This is a genomic window from Embleya sp. AB8 (assembly GCF_049739465.1).
Taxonomy (GTDB): Bacteria; Actinomycetota; Actinomycetes; order Streptomycetales; family Streptomycetaceae; genus Embleya.
On the sequence record NZ_JBMHHY010000026.1, the window covers coordinates 1 to 20,316 of the forward strand.

Here is a 20,316-nt window from a genome sequence, read left to right on the forward strand (position 1 = left end):
AACGCCTACATCGCCGTCGCCGGACACGAAGACACCTACATCACCGACACGACGGACGCCCTCCGCACCCTGATCCGCGACATCAAAGCCGGCAAGGCCGACCACCTGCTGTAGCCCACGCGGTGGCCTGGTAACAACTCCGCCGCCGGCAGCGCCTTCGGCCCGAAGGCATCGAGGCACACCAAGTATCCGTGGGCACCGGACATTCTCCGCTGAAGCGAGCATGTTGGCGGCGAAAGGAGCGCCGGCACCGGTCGAAGGAAATGACCTTGTAGCTGGGTTCGCCAGGGGACTTCGCGTATAGATCGGGGTGCTTCGTCGTGCGTGGTGCGCCGGATGACGAGGCGTCACAGAACTGAATCCGAACCCCGGCGGGTGATGCGGCCCGACTGCGACAGAATCCGCAGGTCAGGTGAATCAGGGAAAGGGAACGAGCCCTTCGGGATCCTGAAGCGGCACATCACTGCGATGAACCCCAGCCGCCGCAAGGATTCAGTAGGAGCTTTCCAGATAGATGAAGCAACTTCCCACCGGCGGCGCCATTACCATGGCCCAGCTTTTCCGCCCGCGCATATCTGCTACGACATATGTGGAACCCATATCAGGGCGCCACCCATGTCGTTCAGCAAAATTCTGCAGAGAACTGGAGGGATTGATAGCAATCGGCACCGCAAGCCGGTCCTGCGCCAGTACAGCCGACGCCCTCTCACACGGAATTCGATAGTTGAGCTGAAACAGCTCGCCTCTCATGTTTCCATTGATAAAATAGTGAACATCGATCGCATCCGCCGGAAGCCTGAATTCAAACTGACGCAAGGCTCCATTCAGAGAAGTTTCCCGACTGGTTCCCGGATCGGCACGAGAATCCAGTGGGGGAGTCGGTGACCATGGATGCCATTGGTACAAGCGAAATGCCCCCAAAGCCAGGAGAGCGAGGATCGACCAGCCAGCCAGGAAGGCGCCGACCAGAAACAAGGCTCGCCGGGCACCGGCCTTCACCACACCCGCTACCTCGCGAGAAGTCATTGGGATTGCCGAGGCGGTGCATAGAACGTCGTACTGCCCACTATGTCAAAATCATGCGCCAAGCCGGTCTCATTGAGGCGAGCCAGATCGTTCTGTGGAATTCCCTTGATATCATTCCTGTGCGTGCCTCCCTCCGGGCTACCCCAGTTGTATCGCTTGTAAATATCAACCCGCACCTGCCCAACCGGCTCGCCATTGACCATCCTGAAATCAGACCCGACAATCCTGTACTGATATCCATTCATGGAATAGTACCAATCGGACAACTTCGGTTTCTTTCCATCCGGACCCGGGAGGTTCATGTCTTCGCTTATCTTCCCGCTCTTCCATCCTGTATCAAATTGACCGCTCGACGCGCCGGCCAACATGGTTTTCCTCAATTCCTTCTGGAACGCAGGATTCTGGTTTATGAAGTCCACCGCCTCGAACTGGACGTCCTCCCCGTTCCCTTCGAGCCACTGCTTCAGATACGACGCCGCACGCGGGTTTTCATAGTATTCGCTCTGTCCGACCACCATCCCCATCGCTGCCAACTTTGTCGCGCGGTCCTTGGCGGTGGGCTCGGCAACATTGAATTCACGCTTCGGGCCGACGTCCTCGTCACCCAGCGGCGGCTTCGTGAAATAGGGTGGGATGATTTTCGAACCCGCCGGAGTCATCGTGTTCTTGTCCGGCAGGTGGTCGGCGAAGTCGCGGATCTGCTTTGCGAAAGTTCGGGCCGATTCGTCGTGTTGCTTCTTCAGGCCCTCGGCGGCCTTGATGATGCGGTCCAGTTCACCCTGTGCCTGCTCCAGCGCCTGCTTTGCCTGGGCATGGCGTCTGAGCAGGGCTTCCTGATTCTCCGCCGACTGGCCGGCCAACTCGAAGAACGCCACATCGATATTCGGATCGGCCTTCGCCTGCTTCACCCGCGCCCTGACGGCCACGGCCTGGGCCTCCAGGGTTGTGCGTGAACGCTGGTAATCCGCCAGGAGATACGACCATTCGCCGAGCGTGTGCTCGACGCCGGACAAGGCGTCGTGCATGATCCAGACTTCCGGATAGATGTGTTGCACCGCGTCATGGCAACTACCGCCGGCCAAACCGGTCCACGCCCCGGGGTCCCGGAGCGTCCTCTCCAACTCCGTACGCACGTTGCCGAGTTGCCCCGCCGCTTGGTGAACCTTCTCGGCCAGTTGACCGAGCGCCGGTAGCAGCCCGGGGGCCGGGTCGAACCGCAACCCGGGAAACTCCTTCGACGCCGAACTCACTTGAACGCCTCCCCTATCCGACTCGGCCCGGGAGGCGACGGCGGTGCGCTCGGTGGCGCGGATGCGGCGTTGGGGTTCAGGATGGATCGAAGCGGAGAGTCGACGTCCGTGGCGGCCGGCGGCGGAAGTGCGACGCGAGGCGGCACCGGCGGCGGGCTCCCGGCGAGCCGAGACATGGACGTACTCACATGTTGCTCGGTGGCGCCGTAGGCCGCCTTGGATACATCGACCACACCCCGGAACTGAAGGACCTGACCGCGAAAGTCCTTGACCCGTTTTTCCCACTTCGAATTGAAGTGGTCACACGCGGTGTCGAGATCCTTGTGCCCGGTCCGGATCGGCCCGGTCTCCTCAAGTGCCCCAAGCGCCGCGTCCGTTGCCCGGGTCGAACCGTCGAACGCCGCTATCAACGTGTCCAGCCACGCAAAGTCGACCGAGAACTGTTCCGCCATCACTCATCCCCCGATCGTGTGATGAGAGGATCGTATCTCCGCGGTCGCGGAGCGCAACGACGTAGTCCTACGAGACGCGCGGGAACGACAAAGCGCGCCTCGATCCCGAGCCCGGAAGGCGACGGCGTTCGTCACAACGGCGGCAAGCCGAATGGACACCCGGGCGCGGCCCGGGGCAGGAACGGACGGACGGACGGCGGTTCCCCGTGCCGTGTTCGCCGCCGCCCTGCAGAGGACCCGTGCCATCGGCACTTCCTACTTCTGGAACTTGACTCGGGAACTTGCCTCGGACGAGTCCGAGTTGCGGCGTCTGCATCGGCCGGCGGAAGGAAGCCGGGGACGACGGTCCCGGTCCTGCCGAGGTGTTCGCACCTCAGGTCGGCGTGCCGGCCCGCCACTCCCGTTTGATCATGCGCATCAGCGCCGGGTACATGATCAGGTACCGGAACGGCACGATCGCAGCCATGTAGATCCTGCCCAGCAGGCCGTTCGGTTTCACGAGCACAGCCATCTGGCCGTGGTAGCCGCCGGCGCCGTCCGGGACCCAGCCGATGTGCAGCACGGCGTGCACGGTCTTGTTGGCGTTCTCGGCCGCCCACTCGGTATCCGTGAGGTAGACCGAGGTGAACGGCAACGACTGGAGATCCGGCCCGCGCGGACCCTCGCGCAGATCCTCCGGCAACCGGGAACGCAGCGTCTGCACCCGGGAGCCGAGGCCGGAGTCGGCCTTGTCCCAGCCGAACAATTTCCCGAGACGCCAGCGGATCGCGAGAAGGACACCGGCGGCACCGGAGAACGCGCTCGGGCCGTCGTCCGTCGCGAACCACTTCACCAGCAGCGGGAGATCGTCGGGGCCGCCGGGCGTCGGCAGGATCCAGACGTCCTCGACGCGGAAGTCCGGGGCGATCTCGTGGATGCGCCAGTCACGGGACGTGTGCGCGGTCTTCGGGACTCTCATCGGTGGTCCTTCGTCCGGTCGGGGGCGGCAGGGGCGAGTCCGAGCACGCCGGCGACGGCGCGTTCGGCGAGCAGTTCGTCATACGGGGCCTGGCCGGCCAGGGCGACGACGGCTCCTTCGAGCGCGCCGACGAGGGCGAGCGCGAGAGTACGGGTCGGTGGGCCGGCGGGGATCGTTCCCGCCGCGCGGCCCGCGTCGATGAGCCCGCCGCAGAGGGTGACCAACTCGTCGTAGCTCCGCTCCACCTCACGCCCGACGGGATGGTTCTGCCCCGTGAACTCCAGCCGCAGTGCGATCGCCATGCGGGCGAAGTCACGCCGACAGAAGACGGCGTGCCCGCGCGCCATGGCCAGCAGCGCCGCGATGGGCTCCGCCTCCCGGCCGACGAGGGGGCCCACCTCCTGCTCCCAGGTGTCGAGGACCCATTGGAGGGCGGCCAGGGTCAGGTCCTGCTTGTCCTTGAACTGGTGGTAGAGGGCACCCCGGGTGTATCCGGCGTCGGCGGCCACCTGCTCCAGCACGAGGTTGCCGTAGCCGTACCGGGACAGGCCCCGGGCGGCGGACTCCAGCAGAGCGTTGCGGGTCTGCGTGCTGCGTTCGGCCTGGCTGGCACGCGGACGACCAGCCGAGCCCCGCCCGGCGGGCGGGTCCGGGTCCGGGTCCGGGTCCGGGTCCGGGTCCGGGTCCGGGTCCGGGTCCGGGTCCGGGTCCGGGTCCGGCTGGTTGCGTACATGCATGTATGTATGTTAGCGGCGGCCTCGTGGCATACCCGCTGCTGGTCTCCAAATCCGGGTCCAGGTCCGTGGCCGTGGCCGTGACACCTCGTCACTTCCTGCACCGCACTGCACCGCACAAGCGAAACGACCCGACCCTCCCACGACTTCGCACCCCCGGCCCCGCCCCCGATCCGTGCGCCGCACCGGCATCGCCCAAAACCAACCGACACGCCAAGCGAACACGCCAAAACGCGCCGCCCACAATGACGTGGGCGGCGCGCTCTGTCAGGCATACGGCCAACGGTCAGAAAACGAAAACGCCCCTCGCCACCTTGCCCGCCTCGGCGTCCTCCACCGCCTGGTGGAAGTCCTCCAACGCGTAGGTCTGGGTGACCAGTTCGTCGAGCTTGAGTGCGCCGGTCCGGTACAGGTCGGCGTAGCGGGCGATGTCGTACTGCGGGCGCGAGGAGCCGTAGCGGCAGCCCATGATCGACTTGTCCAGGAACATCGAGGACACGTGGAACGACGCCTCGGCGTCCGACGGCGCGACGCCCAGGATGATCGCCTGGCCCGCCCGGCCCAGCATGTCGATCGCGTTCCGGATCACCCCGACGTGCCCCACGCACTCGAACGCGTGGTCCACTCCGCCCGGGACGAGGGCCTGGACCGCCTTGACCGAGTCCTCCACCGCGCGCGCGTCCACGAAGTCGGTCGCGCCGAACTCCCGCGCCACCGCCTCCTTCGCCGGGTTCGCGTCCACGGCCACGATCCAGACCGCACCCGCGAGCTTCGCGCCCTGGATCACATTGAGGCCGATGCCCCCCGTACCGATCACCGCCACCGTGTCGCCCGGCTGTACCTTCGCCCGGTTCAGCACCGCACCCACGCCCGTCAGCACACCACAGCCGATCAGCGCGGCGGAGGCGAGCGGGATGTCCTTGGGGATCTTGACCGCCTGGACCCCCTTCACCACGATCCGCTCCGCGAACACCGACAGGCCGGCGAAGTTGTAGACCGGCCGGCCGGCCCGCGTGAAGGGCTGGTTCAGCCGGCCGAAGCTCTTGGCACACATGGTCGGCCGACCCCGGTCGCACTCCCGGCACGCGCCGCACGAGGCGAGCGTGGACAGCGCCACGTGGTCGCCGGGCTTGACGTGCGTCACCAGGTCGCCGACGGCCTCCACGACACCCGCGCCCTCGTGGCCGAGTACGACCGGAGGCGGGAAGGGGATGGTGCCGTTGAGCACCGAGATGTCGCTGTGGCACAGTCCGGCCGCGCCGATCTTGACCAGTACCTCGTTGGCCTCGGGTGCGCGCACCTCGAGATCGTCGACGATCGAGGCTTCCTTGCCGTCGAAAAGAACGCCCTTCACCGGTTCCTCCTCCATCGGAAATGGGCTGACGAGCCGGGGCGCTCGACGACTTACCGACCGGACCGAAACCGAAACCGGAAACCGAAACCGGAGCCCGGAACCGACCACCGGAACCCGAGCGCGCACGCGTACCCGCGCGGCACTCTAGCCCGGAACTGATGAGCAGTCAGCCGGTTGTGACAGTCCTCTCGTACCACCCCGAGACCACCCCTGAGCAGCGCGTCATCACACACGTGTCGCATCGACACAACAGTCCACCACCGTTGCCACAGTGGCCACTTCACCCCGAGCGCGACACCCCGGCAGCATCCGGAATCCCGTGCCTGACCTCGACCGGAAGCACCGGATTCGCCGCCGCACAGGCCGCACACACCGCCCACACCCCACACACCCCACACACCCCACACACCAAACCCGATCACCCCACGGGGCGCCCCTCAAACGAGGCCGAAATCCAAAAGGCTTGCCGTCGGGCAACACGGGGTAACGCGAATCCAGCATTCTCGAAAGTGCCGACGCACCCACGCACCCACGCACCGAAGCGCGAACGCGCCAAAGTGCAAGTGTGCAGCGCCGCATGGGCGCGGTGGTACGGGAGTTGTCGCTGCGACGCCACCCCGGCGAAGCAGCCGGGAAGCAGACGAATCGTGATCAGCGGCGTGAAATCGATGCCTTGCGGGTGTTGACGGGCCGTCCGACACTGATCACCCTGAGTGTGGCGGTCGTTCGCGAGGGGACGACGAGGCGCCCGGGACGTGCCCCGGGTTTCCTCGACGAAGTGGGACCGCCACCGTTCCGGGCCTCGTCGCGGTGCCCGGAGCACATGCGGGCCCCGAGGACAGGCCGATCCTGTCCGGGGCCCGCATGTCCACCCGTCTACGCGTGTACGCCTGTACGCCTATACGCATGTACGAAAGAACAACAACCCACCGGACCTACTTGATCGCCACCGGGTTCACCGGCGTGCCGACCCCGCCGACGAACGGTTCCGGCGAGGCCGCCAGCAGGAACTCGTACACGCCGTCCGCCGCGCAATCCTCGGACAGCTCCTCCAGGTTCCAGTTCTGCCCCTGCAACATGCCCATCTCGACCAGGTGCAGCGCGTGCACCGCCATGAAGCAGTCCTCGATCTCCGGCGGGAAGACCTCGAACGTCACGGTGTCGTTGGCCACCGCCGCGACATCGCGCGCGTGGAACCACTCGGGCGTACGCACCGACAGCCCCGGGCCGTAGAAGTACATGTCCTTCTCGCCCGCGAAGTACTGCCGGATCTGCCCGGTACGCACCAGCACGATGTCGCCCGCCCGCACCCGCACGTTGCCGAACTCCTCCGCCGCCTCCAGGTCGGCAGGCGTCACCGCGTACTCCGGCGGCAGGATCTCCAGCCCCTTCGCCCGCGCCACATCGAGCAGCACTCCGCGTGAGACCAGCGTCCGGACGTTGTGGATGCCCAGCTTGCGCGCACCCTCCTCGGCCGTGATCGTCTCCTTCGCCGAGTGGCCGTTGTACAGCCGGTCGTCGTACGACGCGTGGGTCAGCCCGTCCCAGTGCGTGCCCGCCTGGATGCCCATCACCACCGAGTCGTCGCTGGTGGCCACCGTTCCCGGGCCGAAGACCTCGTGGTTGACCAGGAACGTGGTGCGCTTGGGGTTGTCCCGGCCCGGGATCATCCCGTTCTGGATGCCGTCCTCGCGCAGCTCCACCGCCAGCGAGAAGCGCTTGCCGGTGCGCACACAGGCCGCCGCCGCCTTGACCACGTCGGCCGTGATCAGGTTCAGCGTCCCGATCTCGTCCTCCCGGCCCCAACGGCCCCAGTTGTTCACGCGTGCGGCCAGTTCATGGAACTCGGGGGGCAACGACATTGGGGAGCCTCCTCCAGGCGGTGGTGACACGTGCCGATGGGCAGGAACTGCGCGTGGTGCTGTGTGCTGCGGCACTCTACCCAGGAAAACTAACGGATCGTCAGATAATCTCGGGAGGGCGTTCTCACAGGCCGCACACCTTGCGTCCGCAAGGCCGCGCACGCCTGCGCAGCGGTCGCCGCGGTCCAGACCGCGACGGCTGCCGAGCGCGCCAAGACCGACCCCACCTGGGCCTCGGCCCTCGACTTCCGGGGCCTACTGGCGAGGCCACCGACAAGGAGCGGACAACACATGGGTGACTTCCTCACGGGCAAGGTAATCGCGGTCACCGGCGCCGGCCGGGGCATCGGCCGGGCCGTCGCACTCGCCGCCGCCGCGCACGGCGCCAAGGTCGTGGTCAACGACTACGGCGTGGCGATGGACGGCAGCGCGCCGACCAGCGAGGTCGCCGACGCCGTGGTGAAGGAGATCGAGGCGCTCGGCGGCGAGGCCGTCGCGGTCGCCGACTCCGTGGCCACGATGGAGGGCGGCGCGCGCATCGTGCGGGCCGGCGTCGAGAAGTGGGGCCGGATCGACGGCGTCGTCACGGTCGCGGGCAACCTGCGCGAGCGGATGTTGTTCAACATGACCGAGGACGAGTGGGACAGCGTCATCGCCACCCACCTCAAGGGCACCTTCACCGTCGTACAGGCCGCGTCCAAGGTGATGAAGACCCAGGGCTTCGGCTCGATCGTCGGCTTCACCTCCGGTGTGTACGCGCTGGGTTCGGTCGCCCAGGCGAACTACGCCGCGGCCAAGGGCGGCATCGTCTCCTTCGTCCGCTCCGCCGCGCTCGGCCTGAACAAGTACGGCGTCAACGCGAACTGCGTCGCGCCGGTGGCCCGGACCCGGATGTCCGAGGGTGTCCCGCAGACGCTCAAGGAGATCGGCGACCCCGAGGACGTCGCCGAGCTGGTGGTGTTCCTGCTCTCCGACCACGCCAAGAACATCACCGGTCAGGTGTACACGACCGCCGGCCCCAAGATCGCGCTGTGGGACCAGCCGCACGAGATCAAGACGATGTACGCGGCCGACCGCTGGACGGCCGAGGAGATCGCCGAGAAGTTGCCCACCCAGATCGGCCAGGACCCGATGCCGGTACTCGCGCAGCTCAAGGAGTACGCGGCCGCCGCGGCCAAGAAGAAGGCCGCCGAAGCCGAAGCCGCTGCCACTGCCGCAGCCGCCGAAGCCGGCAACTGACCTACCCCGGACCACGGCGCGCGCGGGGGGGTCGGGCGTCCCCCACACCCCGGACCCCGCACCCCGCACCTCGCACCCCGCGCGGCACCCCGCACTCCGCGCGCGCCCGTCCCCCCTCCCCCGGAAAACAAGATTGGACACGCTGTGGATTTCCGGTACAGCGCCGAGGACGAGGAGTTCCGGGCCGAGGTCCGCGACTGGCTCCGGGAGAACCTCTCCGGTGAGTTCGCCGCCGCCGTCGGTACCGGCGGTCCCGGCAGCGAGCACGAGCACTTCGAGATCCGCCGGGCCTGGGAGACCCGCCTGGGCCAGGGCGGCTGGATCGGTCTGGCCTGGCCGAAGCAGTACGGGGGCCGCGAGGCGTCGCTGCTGCAGCAGGTGATCTTCGGCGAGGAGTACGCGCGCGCCCAGGCGCCCGGCCGGGTCAACCACATCGGCGAGAACCTGCTCGGCGCGACCGTACTCGCGTTCGGCACCGACGAGCAGAAGGCCCGCTTCCTGCCCGCCATCGCGCGCGGCGAGGAACTGTGGTGCCAGGGCTACTCCGAGCCGGGCGCCGGCTCCGACCTGGCCAACCTGCGTACCACCGCGACCGTCGACCCGGAGACCGGCGACTGGCTGATCACCGGTCAGAAGGTGTGGACCTCGCTGGCCCGGGAGGCGAACTGGTGCTTCGTGCTGGCCCGCACCGACCCCACCTCCCAACGGCACCGGGGGATCACCTTCCTGCTGGTGCCGATGGACCGGCCGGGCATCGAGATCCGCCCGATCGTCCAGCTCACCGGCACCAGCGAGTTCAACGAGGTGTTCTTCGACAACGCGCGGGCCGACGCAAACCACGTGGTCGGCGAGATCGGCGCGGGCTGGGGCGTGGCGATGGGCCTGCTCGCGTTCGAGCGCGGGGTGTCCACGCTGGCCCAGCAGATCGGCTTCGAGATCGAGCTGAACAAGGTGCTCGTCGAGGCCAGGGCCACCGGCGCGATCGAGGACCCCGTACTGCGCGACCGCCTCCTCCAGAGCTGGATCGACCTGAAGGTGCTGCGCTGCAACGCGCTGCGCACGCTCGGCTCGCCCGACCCCGGCGCGGCCTCCGTGGCCAAGCTGGTGTGGGCCGGTTGGCATCAGCGGCTCGGCACCCTAGCGCTCGACGTGGCCGGCGTCGAAGGCACCCTGGCCGCCGAGGCTCCCTACGAACTGTCCGCCGCGCAACGCCTGTTCCTGTTCACCAAGTCCGACACCATCTACGGCGGGTCGAACGAGGTACAGCGCAACATCATCGCCGAGCGTGTCCTCGGCCTGCCCCGTGAACCGCGAGGAGACGCCAAGTGAGCCCCAGCCCCGCACCCACCCCCGCACCCACCCCTGCATCCACGCCCGCACCCACCCCCGCCTACGTCGAGGGCCACGGCCTGCTGGCCGGGAAGACCGTGCTGATCACCGCCGCCGCGGGCACCGGCATCGGCTTCGCGGCGGCCAAGCGCGCCGCCGAGGAGGGTGCCGTGATCGCGATCAGCGACAAGCACGAGCGCCGACTCGGCGAGGCCGCCGACGAACTCGCCAAGCTGATCGGCGCACGGCCGCTCGCCGTCCCGTGCGATGTCACGGTCGAGGCGGACGTACAAAACCTGATCGACACCGCCGCACGCGAACTCGGCGGCATCGACGTACTGATCAACAACGCCGGCCTCGGCGGCCAGGCCGACCTGGTCGACATGACCGACGCGCAATGGGATCTGGTCATGGACGTGACCCTCAACGGCACGTTCCGCTGCACCCGCGCGGCACTTCGGCACATGCGGCCGCGCGGCAAGGGCGTGATCGTCAACAACGCCTCGGTACTCGGCTGGCGCGCGCAGAAGGGACAGGCGCACTACGCCGCGGCCAAGGCCGGCGTGATGGCGCTGACCCGCTGCTCCGCCGTGGAGGCGGCCGAGTTCGGCGTCCGGGTCAACGCGGTCGCGCCGAGCATCGCGATGCACGCGTTCCTCGCGAAGGCGTCGTCCGAGGAACTGCTCGACGAGTTGTCCTCCCGCGAGGCGTTCGGCCGCGCGGCCGAACCGTGGGAGGTGGCCAACGTGATGGTGTTCCTCGCGTCGGACTACTCCTCGTATATGACCGGCGAGGTCGTCTCGGTCAGCTCGCAACGCGCCTGAGCAACCTCACGAACCGTCCTGACTCACCGTCAAAAACCGCGCCTGGGCCCGGGTATCAGTCCCCGCAGGGACCGACCCGGGCGCTCGCGCGCGCTCGCCCAGTCCGGTCCGCGGCTGCCGCGGGCGAGGAAGTCGAGGAGATCGGGCAGCAGTTCGGCGACCCGATACGGCGGTCCGTCGGCGTCCGCCCCGTCCGAATCGAGACCGGCGGCCGGGTCGTCGGCCGGGTCGGCCGAGTCGGCCGGCTCCCCCGCCGACCACTCGACCTCGCACCACGGGTGCTCCCGACCGCATTGCGGGCAAGCATTTCCGCTCATGTCCACCCACGATAGGTGCTTGATCGCGGACGCGCCGTAACTTTTCCGGACTTGTCCAGAACCGATGCGTCGGTCGCGCCCCGGCCATGCCCGGCGCGTACGCGGGAGCACGGCTCGCACCCGGGTCGCGGGGCAAGGCGCGTCCGAGCCGGGCCCGAACCGCGAGCGAGACGGGGCCCACACATCTATTGCCGACCGCCACTCGAAATGATCCCAGGCCGGTGTTACCTTGATCTGACTATCCGTCAGGTTCTGTGCCGGCTGCCTCACCTGCACGTACACAGGTGAGGCTGCCGGCATGGGCGCGCCCCGAAAGGCGACCCGTGGACTTCGACTTCTCCCCCGACCAGACCGCATTCAGCGAGACGGTCGAGCGGTTTCTCGACGCCAATCCCGACCCTGAAGTGTTCGATGTCACCCGGGAGAACATGGCCCAGGTCGTCGACACCCCCGCCCGCCGCGCGTACATGCGCAAGATGGCCGACCAAGGCTGGCTCGGCATCACCTGGCCCGAAGAGTGGGGCGGCCAGGACGGCGACGGGGTCTACGAATACCTGCTCAACGAGGCCCTGGCCGGGCGCGGTGGACCGCAGATCGGCAAGGGCGTCGGCATCATCGGCAAGACCCTGCTCGCGCACGGCAGCGACCAGCTCAAGGCCGAGTTCCTGCCGAAAATCTTGACCAACGAGGTCGAGTTCGCGGTCGGCTACAGCGAGCCCGAAGCCGGCTCCGACGCCGCGTCGATGAAGCTGCGCGCGGTCCGCGACGGCGCGGGCTGGCGGCTCAACGGCCAGAAGACCTGGACCACCTCCGCGCACTTCGCCGAGTGGTACTGGGTCGGCGCGCGCACCGACCCCGACGCGCCCAAGCACCACGGCATCACGCTGTTCCTGGTGCCGATGGACCACCCGGGGATCACCGTCCGGGGCATCTGGACGATGGGCGACGAGCGCACCAACGACGTCTTCTTCGACGACGTGTGGGTCTCCGACGAATATGTGGTCGGCGAGCTGAACAAGGGCTTCCAGTACATCTCCCAGGCGCTCGACCTGGAGCGCTTCACGATGTTCTCGTTCGCCCCGATCCAGCAGCGGCTGAACGTGCTCACCGAGTACGTCAAGGAGGCCACCCGCGACGACGAACCACTGCGCGCGGACCCGATCGTGCGCAAACAGCTCGCCACACTCGTCACCGAGGCGGCCGTGGCCCGCCTGCTCGGTCTGCGCGTGGTCGCCGCCGCGGCGGATGGCGGAAAACCGCCCACGGTCGAGGCGTCCGGCTACAAGCTCTACGCCACCGAGCTGTCCAAGCGACTCGCCAACGCGTCGATGGACATCGCCTCGCCGGGCACCCAGCTGCGGGTGGGCACGGAGGACGCGCCGATGACCGGTCGGGCCGACTCCACCTACCGCTACACCGTGCTCGACACCATCGGCGGCGGCACCTCCGAGGTGCAGAAGAACATCATCGCCCGCCGCGGTCTCGGCCTTCCCAAGAACTTCTGACGGGGCATCGGATCATGTCCATGTCCGGAGAGTTCCTGGCAGGCGTCACCGTATTGGATCTGGCGAGCGTGGGCCCCGCCGCCCGCGCCTCGCGCTGGCTGGCGGACTACGGGGCCGACGTGATCAAGGTCGGCCCGGTCCCGGCCAAGAGCGGCGTGCAGATCGCGCCGCCCTACTACTCGTACAGCGCGCATCGGCGGATGCGGCGCGTGCTGGTCGACCTGAAGGCACCCGAGGGCCGCGAGGCGTTCCTGACCCTGGTCGAGCGCGCCGACGTGGTGATCGAGAGCTTCCGCCCGGGCGTGGTGGACCGACTCGGCATCGGCCCGGCGGCGGCCTCGGCGCGCAACCCGTCGATCGTCTACTGCTCGACGTCCGGCTTCGGCCAGGCCGGCCCGCATGCCCAACAGGCCGGGCACGACCTGAACTACCTCGGCGTGGGCGGCTTCCTGCACATGTCCGGGCCCGGCCCGGACGGCGGCCCGCCGATCCCCGGTGCGACCGTGGCGGACAGCGCGGGCGGCGGGATGCATGCGGTGATCGCCATCATGGGCGCGCTGTTCCGCCGGCAACAAACCGGCGAGGGCGCCCGGTTGGACGTCTCGGTGGCCGACGGGATGCTCGCCCTGATGGCGCTCGGCGTGGACGAGTACCTGGCCACGGGCGTCGAACCCGAACCCCGGCACGGCATCCTCACCGGCCGCTACGCGTGCTACGACACCTACCGCGCGCGGGACGGCAAATGGCTCGCGGTGGCCGCGATCGAGGGCCGCTTCTGGGCCAACCTGTGCCGGCTGACCGGCCTGGACAAGTGGGCCCCGCGGCAACTCGACGACGACGCGCAGGACGCCATCCGAGCCGATCTGGCCTCGGTGTTCGCCACGCGCGACCGGGACGACTGGGTGGCCGAGCTGGCCCCCGCCGACACATGCGTATCGGCGGTGTTGTCGGTACCCGAGCTGCTGGCCGACCCGCAATATCTCTCGCGCGGCGCGTTCACCACCGCCAAGCACCCGGCCCGGGGCGAATTCCGCCAGGTGGGCCCGGTATTGGCCGGCCAGCAGCCGCCCACCGACCCGTACCCGGTCCGCGAATCCGGGATCACCGACACCGACGAACTGCTCGCCGCCGCCGGGCTGACCCCGGACCGGATCGCCGAGCTTCGCGCATCAGGAGTGGTGGCATGACGGCACTGGACACCGAGCTGCCCGAGGACGTGGCGGCGCTGATCGGCAAGGTCCAATACGAGAAGCGGGGTGACTTCCCCGCCGAACGCGGCTACATCTGGACCTCGTGCGCATCGGTGCAGAACGGCAATCCGCTGTTCTGGGACGACACGGTCGCGGACGAACTGACGGGGGGTCGAATCGCCCCGCTGAGCCTGCTCTCCGCGTGGGCGCGCCCGCACTACTGGGCGCCCGGCGCGGACGGCGAGCAACTCTCCCTCCAGGTGCACTTCGACCTCAAGATCCGCTTCGCGCTGCCCGAGGCGATCATGACCGACAACACCAACGTGTTCTTCGAACCGGTGCGCCTGGGCGACCTTGTGACGTCGCGTCAGATCCTCCGCTCGGTCAGCCCGGAAAAGCGCACCAAGCTCGGGATCGGTCGCTTCTGGGTGATCGACGTCGAGTACCACAACCAGGACGGCGCGCTCCTCGGCACCGAGTCCTACACCGGCTACGGCTACCGGCGGGAGGCCACGGCATGAGCGATTTGACCCTCGATCGACTGACCAAGGGCGACGCACTGCCCACCTTCGGGGTGGACGTCACCGCGACCACGGTCATCTTGGGCGCGCTGGCCAGTCGCGACTGGCGGCCGATGCACCACGACTACAAGTTCGCGGTGGAGCGCCAGGGCGTCCAGGACATCTTCCTGAACACCCCGAACCAGGCCGCCTGGTTCGAGCGCTACCTCAACGACTGGACCGGCGCACGCGGCCGGATCGGCCGGATGGTGTTCCGGATGACCAAGCCGGTCTTCCCCGGTGACCACATGTTGCTCACCGGCACGGTCGACGACGTCTCGGTGGACGAGACCGGTTGCGGCTGGGTCCGCGCCGAGATCTCGTTGACCGTGGCCGGCGAGATCCGCACCACGGCCACCGCGCGCATCGCGTTGCCCACCACCCCCGACGACAACCCGTGGGACCGGCGCGGCGAGCGCTGGCAGCCCTAGCCGGAAGCCCAGAGGAGACGCGCGATGGACCTCGATTTCACCCAGGAACAGGACATCCTCCGAGAGACCGTGCGCGGCCTGACGGCCCGTCACGCCGACCTCGGGGTCGTTCGCGAGTTGGAGAACGACCCGGTCGGATATCCCAAGGATTTCTGGAAGAAGCTCGGCGAGTCCGGGCTGACCGGTCTGACGCTGCCCGAGAAGTGGGGCGGGTCGGAGATGACCACGCTCGATGCGGCCGTGGTCTACGAGGAGTTCGGCCGTTCGCTGGCGCCGACTCCGCACTTCGTCAGCTCGGTCCTGGTCGGCGGCGTACTGGCCGCGGCCGGGTCCGACGAGCAACGGCAGCGGTACCTGCCGGGCATCGCGGCCGGCACCACGATCGCGAGCGTCGCGTGGCTGGAGCCGGACCGCGGCTACGGCGCCAAGGGCGTCGCGCTGCCGGCGCGCGCGGACGGCGACGGGTACGTGCTCTCCGGTACCAAGCGCCATGTCGCGTACGCCGCGGCGGCCGACGTACTGCTCGTCCCGGCCCGGACGGCCGGCGGCGTATCCCTCTTCCTGGTCGACCCGAAGGCGACCGGGGTCACCCTCACCCAGCAGCAGACGATCGCCTCGGACACCCAGTACCGAGTCGAACTCGCGGATGCGCGCGGCGAGTTGGTCGGGGCGCTCGACGCCGGCTGGTCGATCTGGTCGGACGTCCTGCACGACGGCCTGATCCTGCTCGCCGCCCAGGCGGTCGGCGGGGCCAAGCGGGCCCTGGAGATCACCGTCGAATACGCCAAGCAGCGCAAGCAGTTCGACAAGCCGCTCGGCGCGTTCCAGGCGATCGCGCACAACCTGGCCGACGCCTCGACCGCCGTCGACGGCGCGGAAACCCTGGTCTGGGAGGCCGCCTGGTCCCGCGACCAGGGCCGCGACACCGCCCGCCTGGCCCCGATGGCGAAGCTCTTCGCGGCCCGCACCTACCGCGAGGTCACCGATCTGGCGGTACACGTGCACGGCGGCATGGGCTTCACCCTGGAATGCGACGTACAGCTGTACTTCCGCCGCGCCAAGTCCCTGCAACTCAACTGGTGGGACGACCGCTACCTGGAGGACCTGATCGCGGCGGACGTCCTCGACAGGGGCTGACGCCGGACACCGGCTTCCAAACGGCCGCCCGCTCCTCCTCGGACCGGGCGGCCGGCGGATCGCGCCCCGCCTCCGCAATCCGACCGCGCCACAGCCAAGTCACCCCGGCCACCCGGCCGTTCCGCACCCGGATGCACGTACCTCACCACACACCCGGGTCACCACTCATCGGGCCTCGGGCGTTACGCGTCGGGCGTCAGGCGTCGGTCATCGGTCATCGGTCATCGGTCCCACCGGACCGGTCATTCGGACGCCCCGCCCTCCGCCAGATCACCACCATCCCGATCGCCAGCACGACCAGAGCCACGACCACAAGGACGACCTTGATCACGGTGTCCATCAGCAGGTGGTGGGCGAGGTTGGACGACTCCGCCGTGATGCCCGTCATCACCAACGGTCCCGTCGCCGAGTCCGGGAAGCCCCGCCCTCCAGCCGTCGAGCCAAGGCGCGCAGCCCGGCTCGCACCAGCGGATCCGCATGCCGGCGCGCCTGGTCGAGCCTGCCCCGGCGCTTGAGGATCAGCGCGACGGTGAACAGCACCAGCGCCAGCACCACGAGGCCGCCCGTGATCAGGCCGAATCTGATCAGCATGAGATTGAGGATCGTCTCCACGAAGAAGCCTCCATCACGTTCTATCACGCTTGTGATATCAACCTTTGTATCACAGCCGTGATAGAAAGGTCCCATGCCGAAGTACGTGGATCCGGAAGCCCGCCGCCGGGACGTCGTGGACGCCCTGTTCCGAGTCGTCGTCCGCGACGGCCTGCAGCGCACGTCGCTGCGCGCCGTGGCGGACGAGGCAGCGCTCAACATCGGCTCGCTGCGCCACTACTTCGCCAGTCAGCAGGAACTGATGGACTTCGCAATGCAGTCGATGCTCGACCGACTCGGCAGTCGGCTGCTCCAGCACGTCGAGCAAATCGGGGAGCTGAGTCGGCACCCTCGCCCCGAACAGGTACGACTCGCCGCCGACCTGCTGGCCGAGTTGCTCCCGCTCGACGAACGCCGCCGCGCCGAGGTCACCGTCTTCCTGGATTTCAACGCCGCCGCGCGCACCAACCCGGACTTCGGCGACCTGGCACGCCGGGCCGCCGCCGGCGCGAGAAGGCTGGCACACCGCGTCCTCACCCGGCTCGACGAAGCCGGAACCCTGCGCCCCGGCCGCGACATCGACATCGAAACCGAGCGCCTCACCGCACTTCTGGACGGGCTCGGCCTCAGCGCGGTACTGCACCCGGACATCGTGAGCCCACAGACGTGCATCGACGTACTACGCGCGCACCTGAGCGATCTCTCGTTGCCCATCGAGGACAAACCCACCGACCCCGCAACCTGAGCACCACGACGCCGACTTCGACGCGATCGCGAAGGTAACCGGCCAACCCACCCGCTGGATCGCCCCGGCGGGAACGCTCTGACGGTCCGCCCGTGTCCGACCACACGGGCACGCGGTCTCCGAACCGGGCGGCCGTTGGTGACTCCGTGCAGCAGCCCGCCGCCACCCGCCGTCATGGATGCGGGACGACGGCGAGGGAGGAAGCGTGCGCAAGGCGGTGGGCGGCCGGTGAGGCTGCGCGGTAAAGGCGGGGCGGCGGCTCGGGCGGACGACTACTCGGGCGTGACGATCTTCGTCTCCAGGGGCAAACCCTGACCTGACCGGCGTGGGGTCAGCCCAGTTCCTTGCTCATGAACACCCGACTGGTGCCGGGCGGATCGCAGGGCACCTCCCCGAACACCCGCCAGCCGTGCCGCCGGTAGAACTCGGGTGCCTGGAAGCTGATCGTGTAGAGCACGGCCTGCCGACAACCACGACGCAACCCCTCGGCCTCCGCCCGACCCAAAATCTCGCCACCCAGCCCGCTGCCGCGCAGCTCACGAGGCAGATGCAGCAGATCCACGAAGAGCAACCCGAGCGAGGTCCGACCGACCAGCCCACCCACAACACGACCGGTCCCCGCATCCCGGACCGGCACGGCCGGCGCCCGACGATCCTCGACCCCGGTCGCCTCGACGTTGAACGCATCCAGCGCATCCGAGATCAGCGCAACGTCACCCGCATCCGGGGCATCGGTCACGACGACCTCGAACGGCGATGTCCCACGCCCGGCAGTCGTCTCCGGCCCATTCGCTGTCGGATCGTTCATGGGCGGAGGGTAGCCACCAGGTCCGACACCCGCCCCCGCCTCATTCCACCCGGTAGTGCAGCAACACGACCCCATTACCGAAGGCCCGCGTCTCCACGAGCCGCAGGTCGGTCGTAGCGTCCGTCGGCCCGAACATCGGCTTCCCGCGCCCGATCAGGACCGGATGTACATAGACCCGATACTCGTCGATCAATCCCAGCCGCCGAAACGTCGCGGCCAGGTCGGCCCCACCAAGCGCCAGATCCCCACCCGCCTCGTCTTGCAACGCCCGAATCTCCGCCACCACCACGTCCCGCTTGATCGTGGTGTTCCAGTCCGCCCGCTCCAGCGTCCGGGAGTACACGACCTTCGGCATGTCCCGCCAGATCCCGGCAAACTCCCTGACCGTCCCACTACTTGCCGGATCCGCATCCGCAGTGGGCCAGAACCCGGCCATCAACTCGTGGGTAACCCGCCCACTCAGGAGCGCGCCCATCCCCGCGAGCTGCTCATTCATATGCCGATGCAACTCGTCGTCCACCCGATGCCACCCGATCTCCCGCTGTGGCCCCTCGATAAAGCCGTCCAGCGACATCCCCATCCAATAAACGATCTTCCGCATCGCACACACACCTCACCAAACTCGTCCGACCCCGGTCGCCTACCCCAACCCGAGTCCCCACAGCCCGCGTCGGTTATGCCAACGGCACCACCCCTCCTGCCCACTGCCGAAGCACACCCGCAACCGGCAACCCGCAGCACCAGCAGCAGCACCAGCCAGTTGTGGATGGCGGTTCGCCGCCGCCGGCTCGGCTCCACGTCGACCGGACCGACGATCGCCCTCTATCCCCATCCCCGGCCCGCCGCAGCTGAACATGGCGACCCCGAGGTAGGCCCAAGGCCACCCGACCGAACCGGGCACAAAATGTCGGGCCCACAACACACTCTCCTTCCTAACGTGGTGCCCGAAAGCAAAGGAAGAAAGGAAGGAAGGAAGGAGCCCGCAGTGCTGGAGCGGCTGAACCAGGCGCTGGACCACATCGAGTCACACCTCGATCGCCCACTCGACGCAGCCGAGTTGGCCCGGATCGCCGCGACGTCGGAGTACCACTTCCGCCGCCTGTGCTCCGCCCTTGCCGGGATACCCCTCTCGGAGTACATCCGCAGCCGCCGACTCACCCTCGCCGGCGCCGAGGTACTCGCCGGGAAGCAAACCCTGCTGGCGATCGCGGTCCGCTACGGCTACACCTCGGGCGAGGCCTTCGCCCGAGCGTTCCGCGCCATGCACGGCGTGGGCCCGAGCGAGGCCCGGCGCACCGGCGCGGCCCTGTACTCCCAGCCGAGGATGTCCTTCCGCCTCACCGTCGAAGGGAGCAGCACCATGCGCTACCGAATCATCCACAAGGACGCATTCCACATCGTCGGCAAGAAGGCCCGAGTCCCCCTGATCCACGAGGGCGTGAACCCGGCCATCGCCGATTTCATCCGAGCCATCCCCCCGGAAACCCTCACCCGCATCACCGCCCTGTCCGACCAGGACCCGGAGGGCATCGTCGCAGTCACCGACAACCTGGACCCCAGCCGCGCCGAAGGCACCGAACTCGACTACTACCACGGTGTCCTGACGCACACTCAGTCCCCAGAAGACCTCGACACCCGGCCCGTCCCAGCGGGCACCTGGGCGGTCTTCGAAAACGAGGGCCGCTTCCCCCAGGCCCTCCAATACCTATGGCGCGACATCTTCACCCAGTGGTTCCCCTCCAACCCCTACCAAAGCCGCCCCGGCCCGGAAATCCTCCGCGTCCGCGTCTCCGACGACGGCACCCACGCCACGGCAGCCCTATGGATCCCGGTGGAACCGGCCACGACCTGACCCGAGCTCAGGAAGCTCAGGAGAGGTAGCCGCGGCCTTCGGCTGCCCGATGGGTTGCAGCGCACGCTCTTGCGAGAGGCGCCTACGAATCGGTCATGTCAGGGTGAGCCCGTGAACCATCATCAGATCCTCAACACGTTGGGCGCCCCGCA

General features: G+C 68.3%; 21 protein-coding genes. 10 read left to right on the top strand and 11 right to left on the bottom strand.

The window, feature by feature from the left end:
- Positions 1-492: 492 nt before the first annotated feature.
- The 6 genes from ABIA38_RS33160 to ABIA38_RS33185 form a co-directional block, all read right to left on the bottom strand.
- Positions 493-1,002, bottom strand: a complete 510-nt coding sequence (locus ABIA38_RS33160; RefSeq protein WP_424642610.1) for a hypothetical protein — start codon at positions 1,000-1,002, stop codon at positions 493-495.
- Positions 1,003-1,022: 20 nt separating this feature from the next.
- The gene (locus tag ABIA38_RS33165; RefSeq protein WP_424642611.1) at positions 1,023-2,276 is read right to left on the bottom strand and encodes a hypothetical protein; all 1,254 of its coding nucleotides are present in this window, start codon (positions 2,274-2,276) and stop codon (positions 1,023-1,025) included.
- Between the two features lie 825 nt (positions 2,277-3,101).
- On the bottom strand, positions 3,102-3,686 hold the full coding sequence (locus ABIA38_RS33170) for a DUF2867 domain-containing protein (protein WP_424642612.1): 585 nt from the start codon (positions 3,684-3,686) through the stop codon (positions 3,102-3,104).
- Positions 3,683-4,423 carry a TetR family transcriptional regulator gene (locus ABIA38_RS33175; RefSeq protein WP_424642613.1) on the bottom strand — a complete coding sequence of 247 codons (741 nt, stop codon included), beginning with the start codon at positions 4,421-4,423 and terminating at the stop codon, positions 3,683-3,685. The genes ABIA38_RS33170 and ABIA38_RS33175 overlap by 4 nt, the downstream gene beginning before the upstream one ends.
- A 283-nt stretch (positions 4,424-4,706) precedes the next feature.
- Positions 4,707-5,774, bottom strand: a complete 1,068-nt coding sequence (locus ABIA38_RS33180; RefSeq protein WP_424642614.1) for a Zn-dependent alcohol dehydrogenase — start codon at positions 5,772-5,774, stop codon at positions 4,707-4,709.
- 935 nt (positions 5,775-6,709) lie between these two features.
- The gene (locus ABIA38_RS33185; RefSeq protein WP_424642615.1) at positions 6,710-7,636 is read right to left on the bottom strand and encodes a cyclase family protein; all 927 of its coding nucleotides are present in this window, start codon (positions 7,634-7,636) and stop codon (positions 6,710-6,712) included.
- A gap of 291 nt (positions 7,637-7,927) precedes the next feature.
- On the opposite strand from ABIA38_RS33185, the gene ABIA38_RS33190 reads away from it, so the two are divergent.
- From ABIA38_RS33190 to ABIA38_RS33200, 3 genes are all read left to right on the top strand, one after another.
- Complete coding sequence (locus ABIA38_RS33190; RefSeq protein ID WP_424642616.1) at positions 7,928-8,875, top strand: SDR family oxidoreductase; 948 nt, start codon at positions 7,928-7,930, stop codon at positions 8,873-8,875.
- Between the two features lie 144 nt (positions 8,876-9,019).
- A complete protein-coding gene (locus ABIA38_RS33195; RefSeq protein ID WP_424642617.1) occupies positions 9,020-10,204 on the top strand; it encodes an acyl-CoA dehydrogenase family protein in 1,185 nt (394 codons plus the stop codon).
- Positions 10,201-11,028, top strand: coding sequence for an SDR family oxidoreductase (locus tag ABIA38_RS33200; RefSeq protein ID WP_424642618.1), 828 nt, complete (start codon positions 10,201-10,203; stop codon positions 11,026-11,028). The genes ABIA38_RS33195 and ABIA38_RS33200 overlap by 4 nt, the downstream gene beginning before the upstream one ends.
- Positions 11,029-11,057: 29 nt before the next feature.
- Here ABIA38_RS33200 and ABIA38_RS33205 read toward each other — a convergent pair whose 3' ends face one another.
- On the bottom strand, positions 11,058-11,345 hold the full coding sequence (locus ABIA38_RS33205) for a hypothetical protein (protein ID WP_424642619.1): 288 nt from the start codon (positions 11,343-11,345) through the stop codon (positions 11,058-11,060).
- Positions 11,346-11,668: 323 nt separating this feature from the next.
- Here ABIA38_RS33205 and ABIA38_RS33210 point away from each other — a divergent pair, with 323 nt between their 5' ends.
- Genes ABIA38_RS33210 through ABIA38_RS33230 form a run of 5 tightly spaced genes read left to right on the top strand, consistent with a single transcriptional unit; the run spans position 11,669 to position 16,168 of the window.
- Complete coding sequence (locus ABIA38_RS33210; protein ID WP_424642620.1) at positions 11,669-12,850, top strand: acyl-CoA dehydrogenase family protein; 1,182 nt, start codon at positions 11,669-11,671, stop codon at positions 12,848-12,850.
- Positions 12,851-12,864: 14 nt separating this feature from the next.
- Positions 12,865-14,037: a CaiB/BaiF CoA transferase family protein gene (locus ABIA38_RS33215; protein WP_424642621.1), complete on the top strand. Its 1,173-nt coding sequence runs from the start codon at positions 12,865-12,867 to the stop codon at positions 14,035-14,037.
- The gene (locus ABIA38_RS33220) at positions 14,034-14,561 is read left to right on the top strand and encodes an FAS1-like dehydratase domain-containing protein (protein ID WP_424642622.1); all 528 of its coding nucleotides are present in this window, start codon (positions 14,034-14,036) and stop codon (positions 14,559-14,561) included. The genes ABIA38_RS33215 and ABIA38_RS33220 overlap by 4 nt, the downstream gene beginning before the upstream one ends.
- Positions 14,558-15,031 (top strand): hypothetical protein, encoded by a 474-nt coding sequence (locus tag ABIA38_RS33225; RefSeq protein ID WP_424642623.1) that lies wholly within the window; start codon positions 14,558-14,560, stop codon positions 15,029-15,031. Before ABIA38_RS33220 ends, ABIA38_RS33225 begins: the two co-directional genes overlap by 4 nt.
- Positions 15,032-15,055: 24 nt before the next feature.
- A complete protein-coding gene (locus tag ABIA38_RS33230) occupies positions 15,056-16,168 on the top strand; it encodes an acyl-CoA dehydrogenase family protein (protein ID WP_424642624.1) in 1,113 nt (370 codons plus the stop codon).
- Between the two features lie 214 nt (positions 16,169-16,382).
- Here the strand turns inward: ABIA38_RS33230 and ABIA38_RS33235 are convergent, their stop codons facing one another.
- Both ABIA38_RS33235 and ABIA38_RS33240 read right to left on the bottom strand, forming a co-directional pair.
- On the bottom strand, positions 16,383-16,559 hold the full coding sequence (locus ABIA38_RS33235; protein WP_424642625.1) for a hypothetical protein: 177 nt from the start codon (positions 16,557-16,559) through the stop codon (positions 16,383-16,385).
- Positions 16,556-16,780 carry a hypothetical protein gene (locus ABIA38_RS33240; protein ID WP_424642626.1) on the bottom strand — a complete coding sequence of 75 codons (225 nt, stop codon included), beginning with the start codon at positions 16,778-16,780 and terminating at the stop codon, positions 16,556-16,558. Before ABIA38_RS33240 ends, ABIA38_RS33235 begins: the two co-directional genes overlap by 4 nt.
- A gap of 73 nt (positions 16,781-16,853) precedes the next feature.
- Between ABIA38_RS33240 and ABIA38_RS33245 the strand changes: the two genes are divergently transcribed.
- Entirely contained in the window at positions 16,854-17,504 is a 651-nt protein-coding gene (locus tag ABIA38_RS33245; RefSeq protein WP_424642627.1) for a TetR/AcrR family transcriptional regulator, read from the top strand.
- 331 nt (positions 17,505-17,835) lie between these two features.
- Here ABIA38_RS33245 and ABIA38_RS33250 read toward each other — a convergent pair whose 3' ends face one another.
- Both ABIA38_RS33250 and ABIA38_RS33255 read right to left on the bottom strand, forming a co-directional pair.
- Complete coding sequence (locus ABIA38_RS33250) at positions 17,836-18,312, bottom strand: GNAT family N-acetyltransferase (RefSeq protein WP_424642628.1); 477 nt, start codon at positions 18,310-18,312, stop codon at positions 17,836-17,838.
- Between the two features lie 40 nt (positions 18,313-18,352).
- Positions 18,353-18,913: a dihydrofolate reductase family protein gene (locus tag ABIA38_RS33255; protein ID WP_424642629.1), complete on the bottom strand. Its 561-nt coding sequence runs from the start codon at positions 18,911-18,913 to the stop codon at positions 18,353-18,355.
- 384 nt (positions 18,914-19,297) lie between these two features.
- Here ABIA38_RS33255 and ABIA38_RS33260 point away from each other — a divergent pair, with 384 nt between their 5' ends.
- Complete coding sequence (locus ABIA38_RS33260) at positions 19,298-20,164, top strand: AraC family transcriptional regulator (RefSeq protein ID WP_424642630.1); 867 nt, start codon at positions 19,298-19,300, stop codon at positions 20,162-20,164.
- Positions 20,165-20,316 lie beyond the last annotated feature (152 nt).

Bases quoted from the DNA above. Each gene is read 5' to 3' on its own strand.
- ABIA38_RS33185 (WP_424642615.1), bottom strand. From the start codon at position 7,636: ATGTCGTTGCCCCCCGAGTTCCATGAACTGGCCGCACGCGTGAACAAC.
- ABIA38_RS33170 (WP_424642612.1), bottom strand. From the start codon at position 3,686: ATGAGAGTCCCGAAGACCGCGCACACGTCCCGTGACTGGCGCATCCAC.
- ABIA38_RS33215 (WP_424642621.1), top strand. From the start codon at position 12,865: ATGTCCATGTCCGGAGAGTTCCTGGCAGGCGTCACCGTATTGGATCTG.
- ABIA38_RS33220 (WP_424642622.1), top strand. From the start codon at position 14,034: ATGACGGCACTGGACACCGAGCTGCCCGAGGACGTGGCGGCGCTGATC.
- ABIA38_RS33255 (WP_424642629.1), bottom strand. From the start codon at position 18,913: ATGCGGAAGATCGTTTATTGGATGGGGATGTCGCTGGACGGCTTTATC.
- ABIA38_RS33175 (WP_424642613.1), bottom strand. From the start codon at position 4,423: ATGCATGTACGCAACCAGCCGGACCCGGACCCGGACCCGGACCCGGAC.
- ABIA38_RS33205 (WP_424642619.1), bottom strand. From the start codon at position 11,345: ATGAGCGGAAATGCTTGCCCGCAATGCGGTCGGGAGCACCCGTGGTGC.
- ABIA38_RS33190 (WP_424642616.1), top strand. From the start codon at position 7,928: ATGGGTGACTTCCTCACGGGCAAGGTAATCGCGGTCACCGGCGCCGGC.
- ABIA38_RS33230 (WP_424642624.1), top strand. From the start codon at position 15,056: ATGGACCTCGATTTCACCCAGGAACAGGACATCCTCCGAGAGACCGTG.
- ABIA38_RS33245 (WP_424642627.1), top strand. From the start codon at position 16,854: ATGCCGAAGTACGTGGATCCGGAAGCCCGCCGCCGGGACGTCGTGGAC.
- ABIA38_RS33225 (WP_424642623.1), top strand. From the start codon at position 14,558: ATGAGCGATTTGACCCTCGATCGACTGACCAAGGGCGACGCACTGCCC.
- ABIA38_RS33250 (WP_424642628.1), bottom strand. From the start codon at position 18,312: ATGAACGATCCGACAGCGAATGGGCCGGAGACGACTGCCGGGCGTGGG.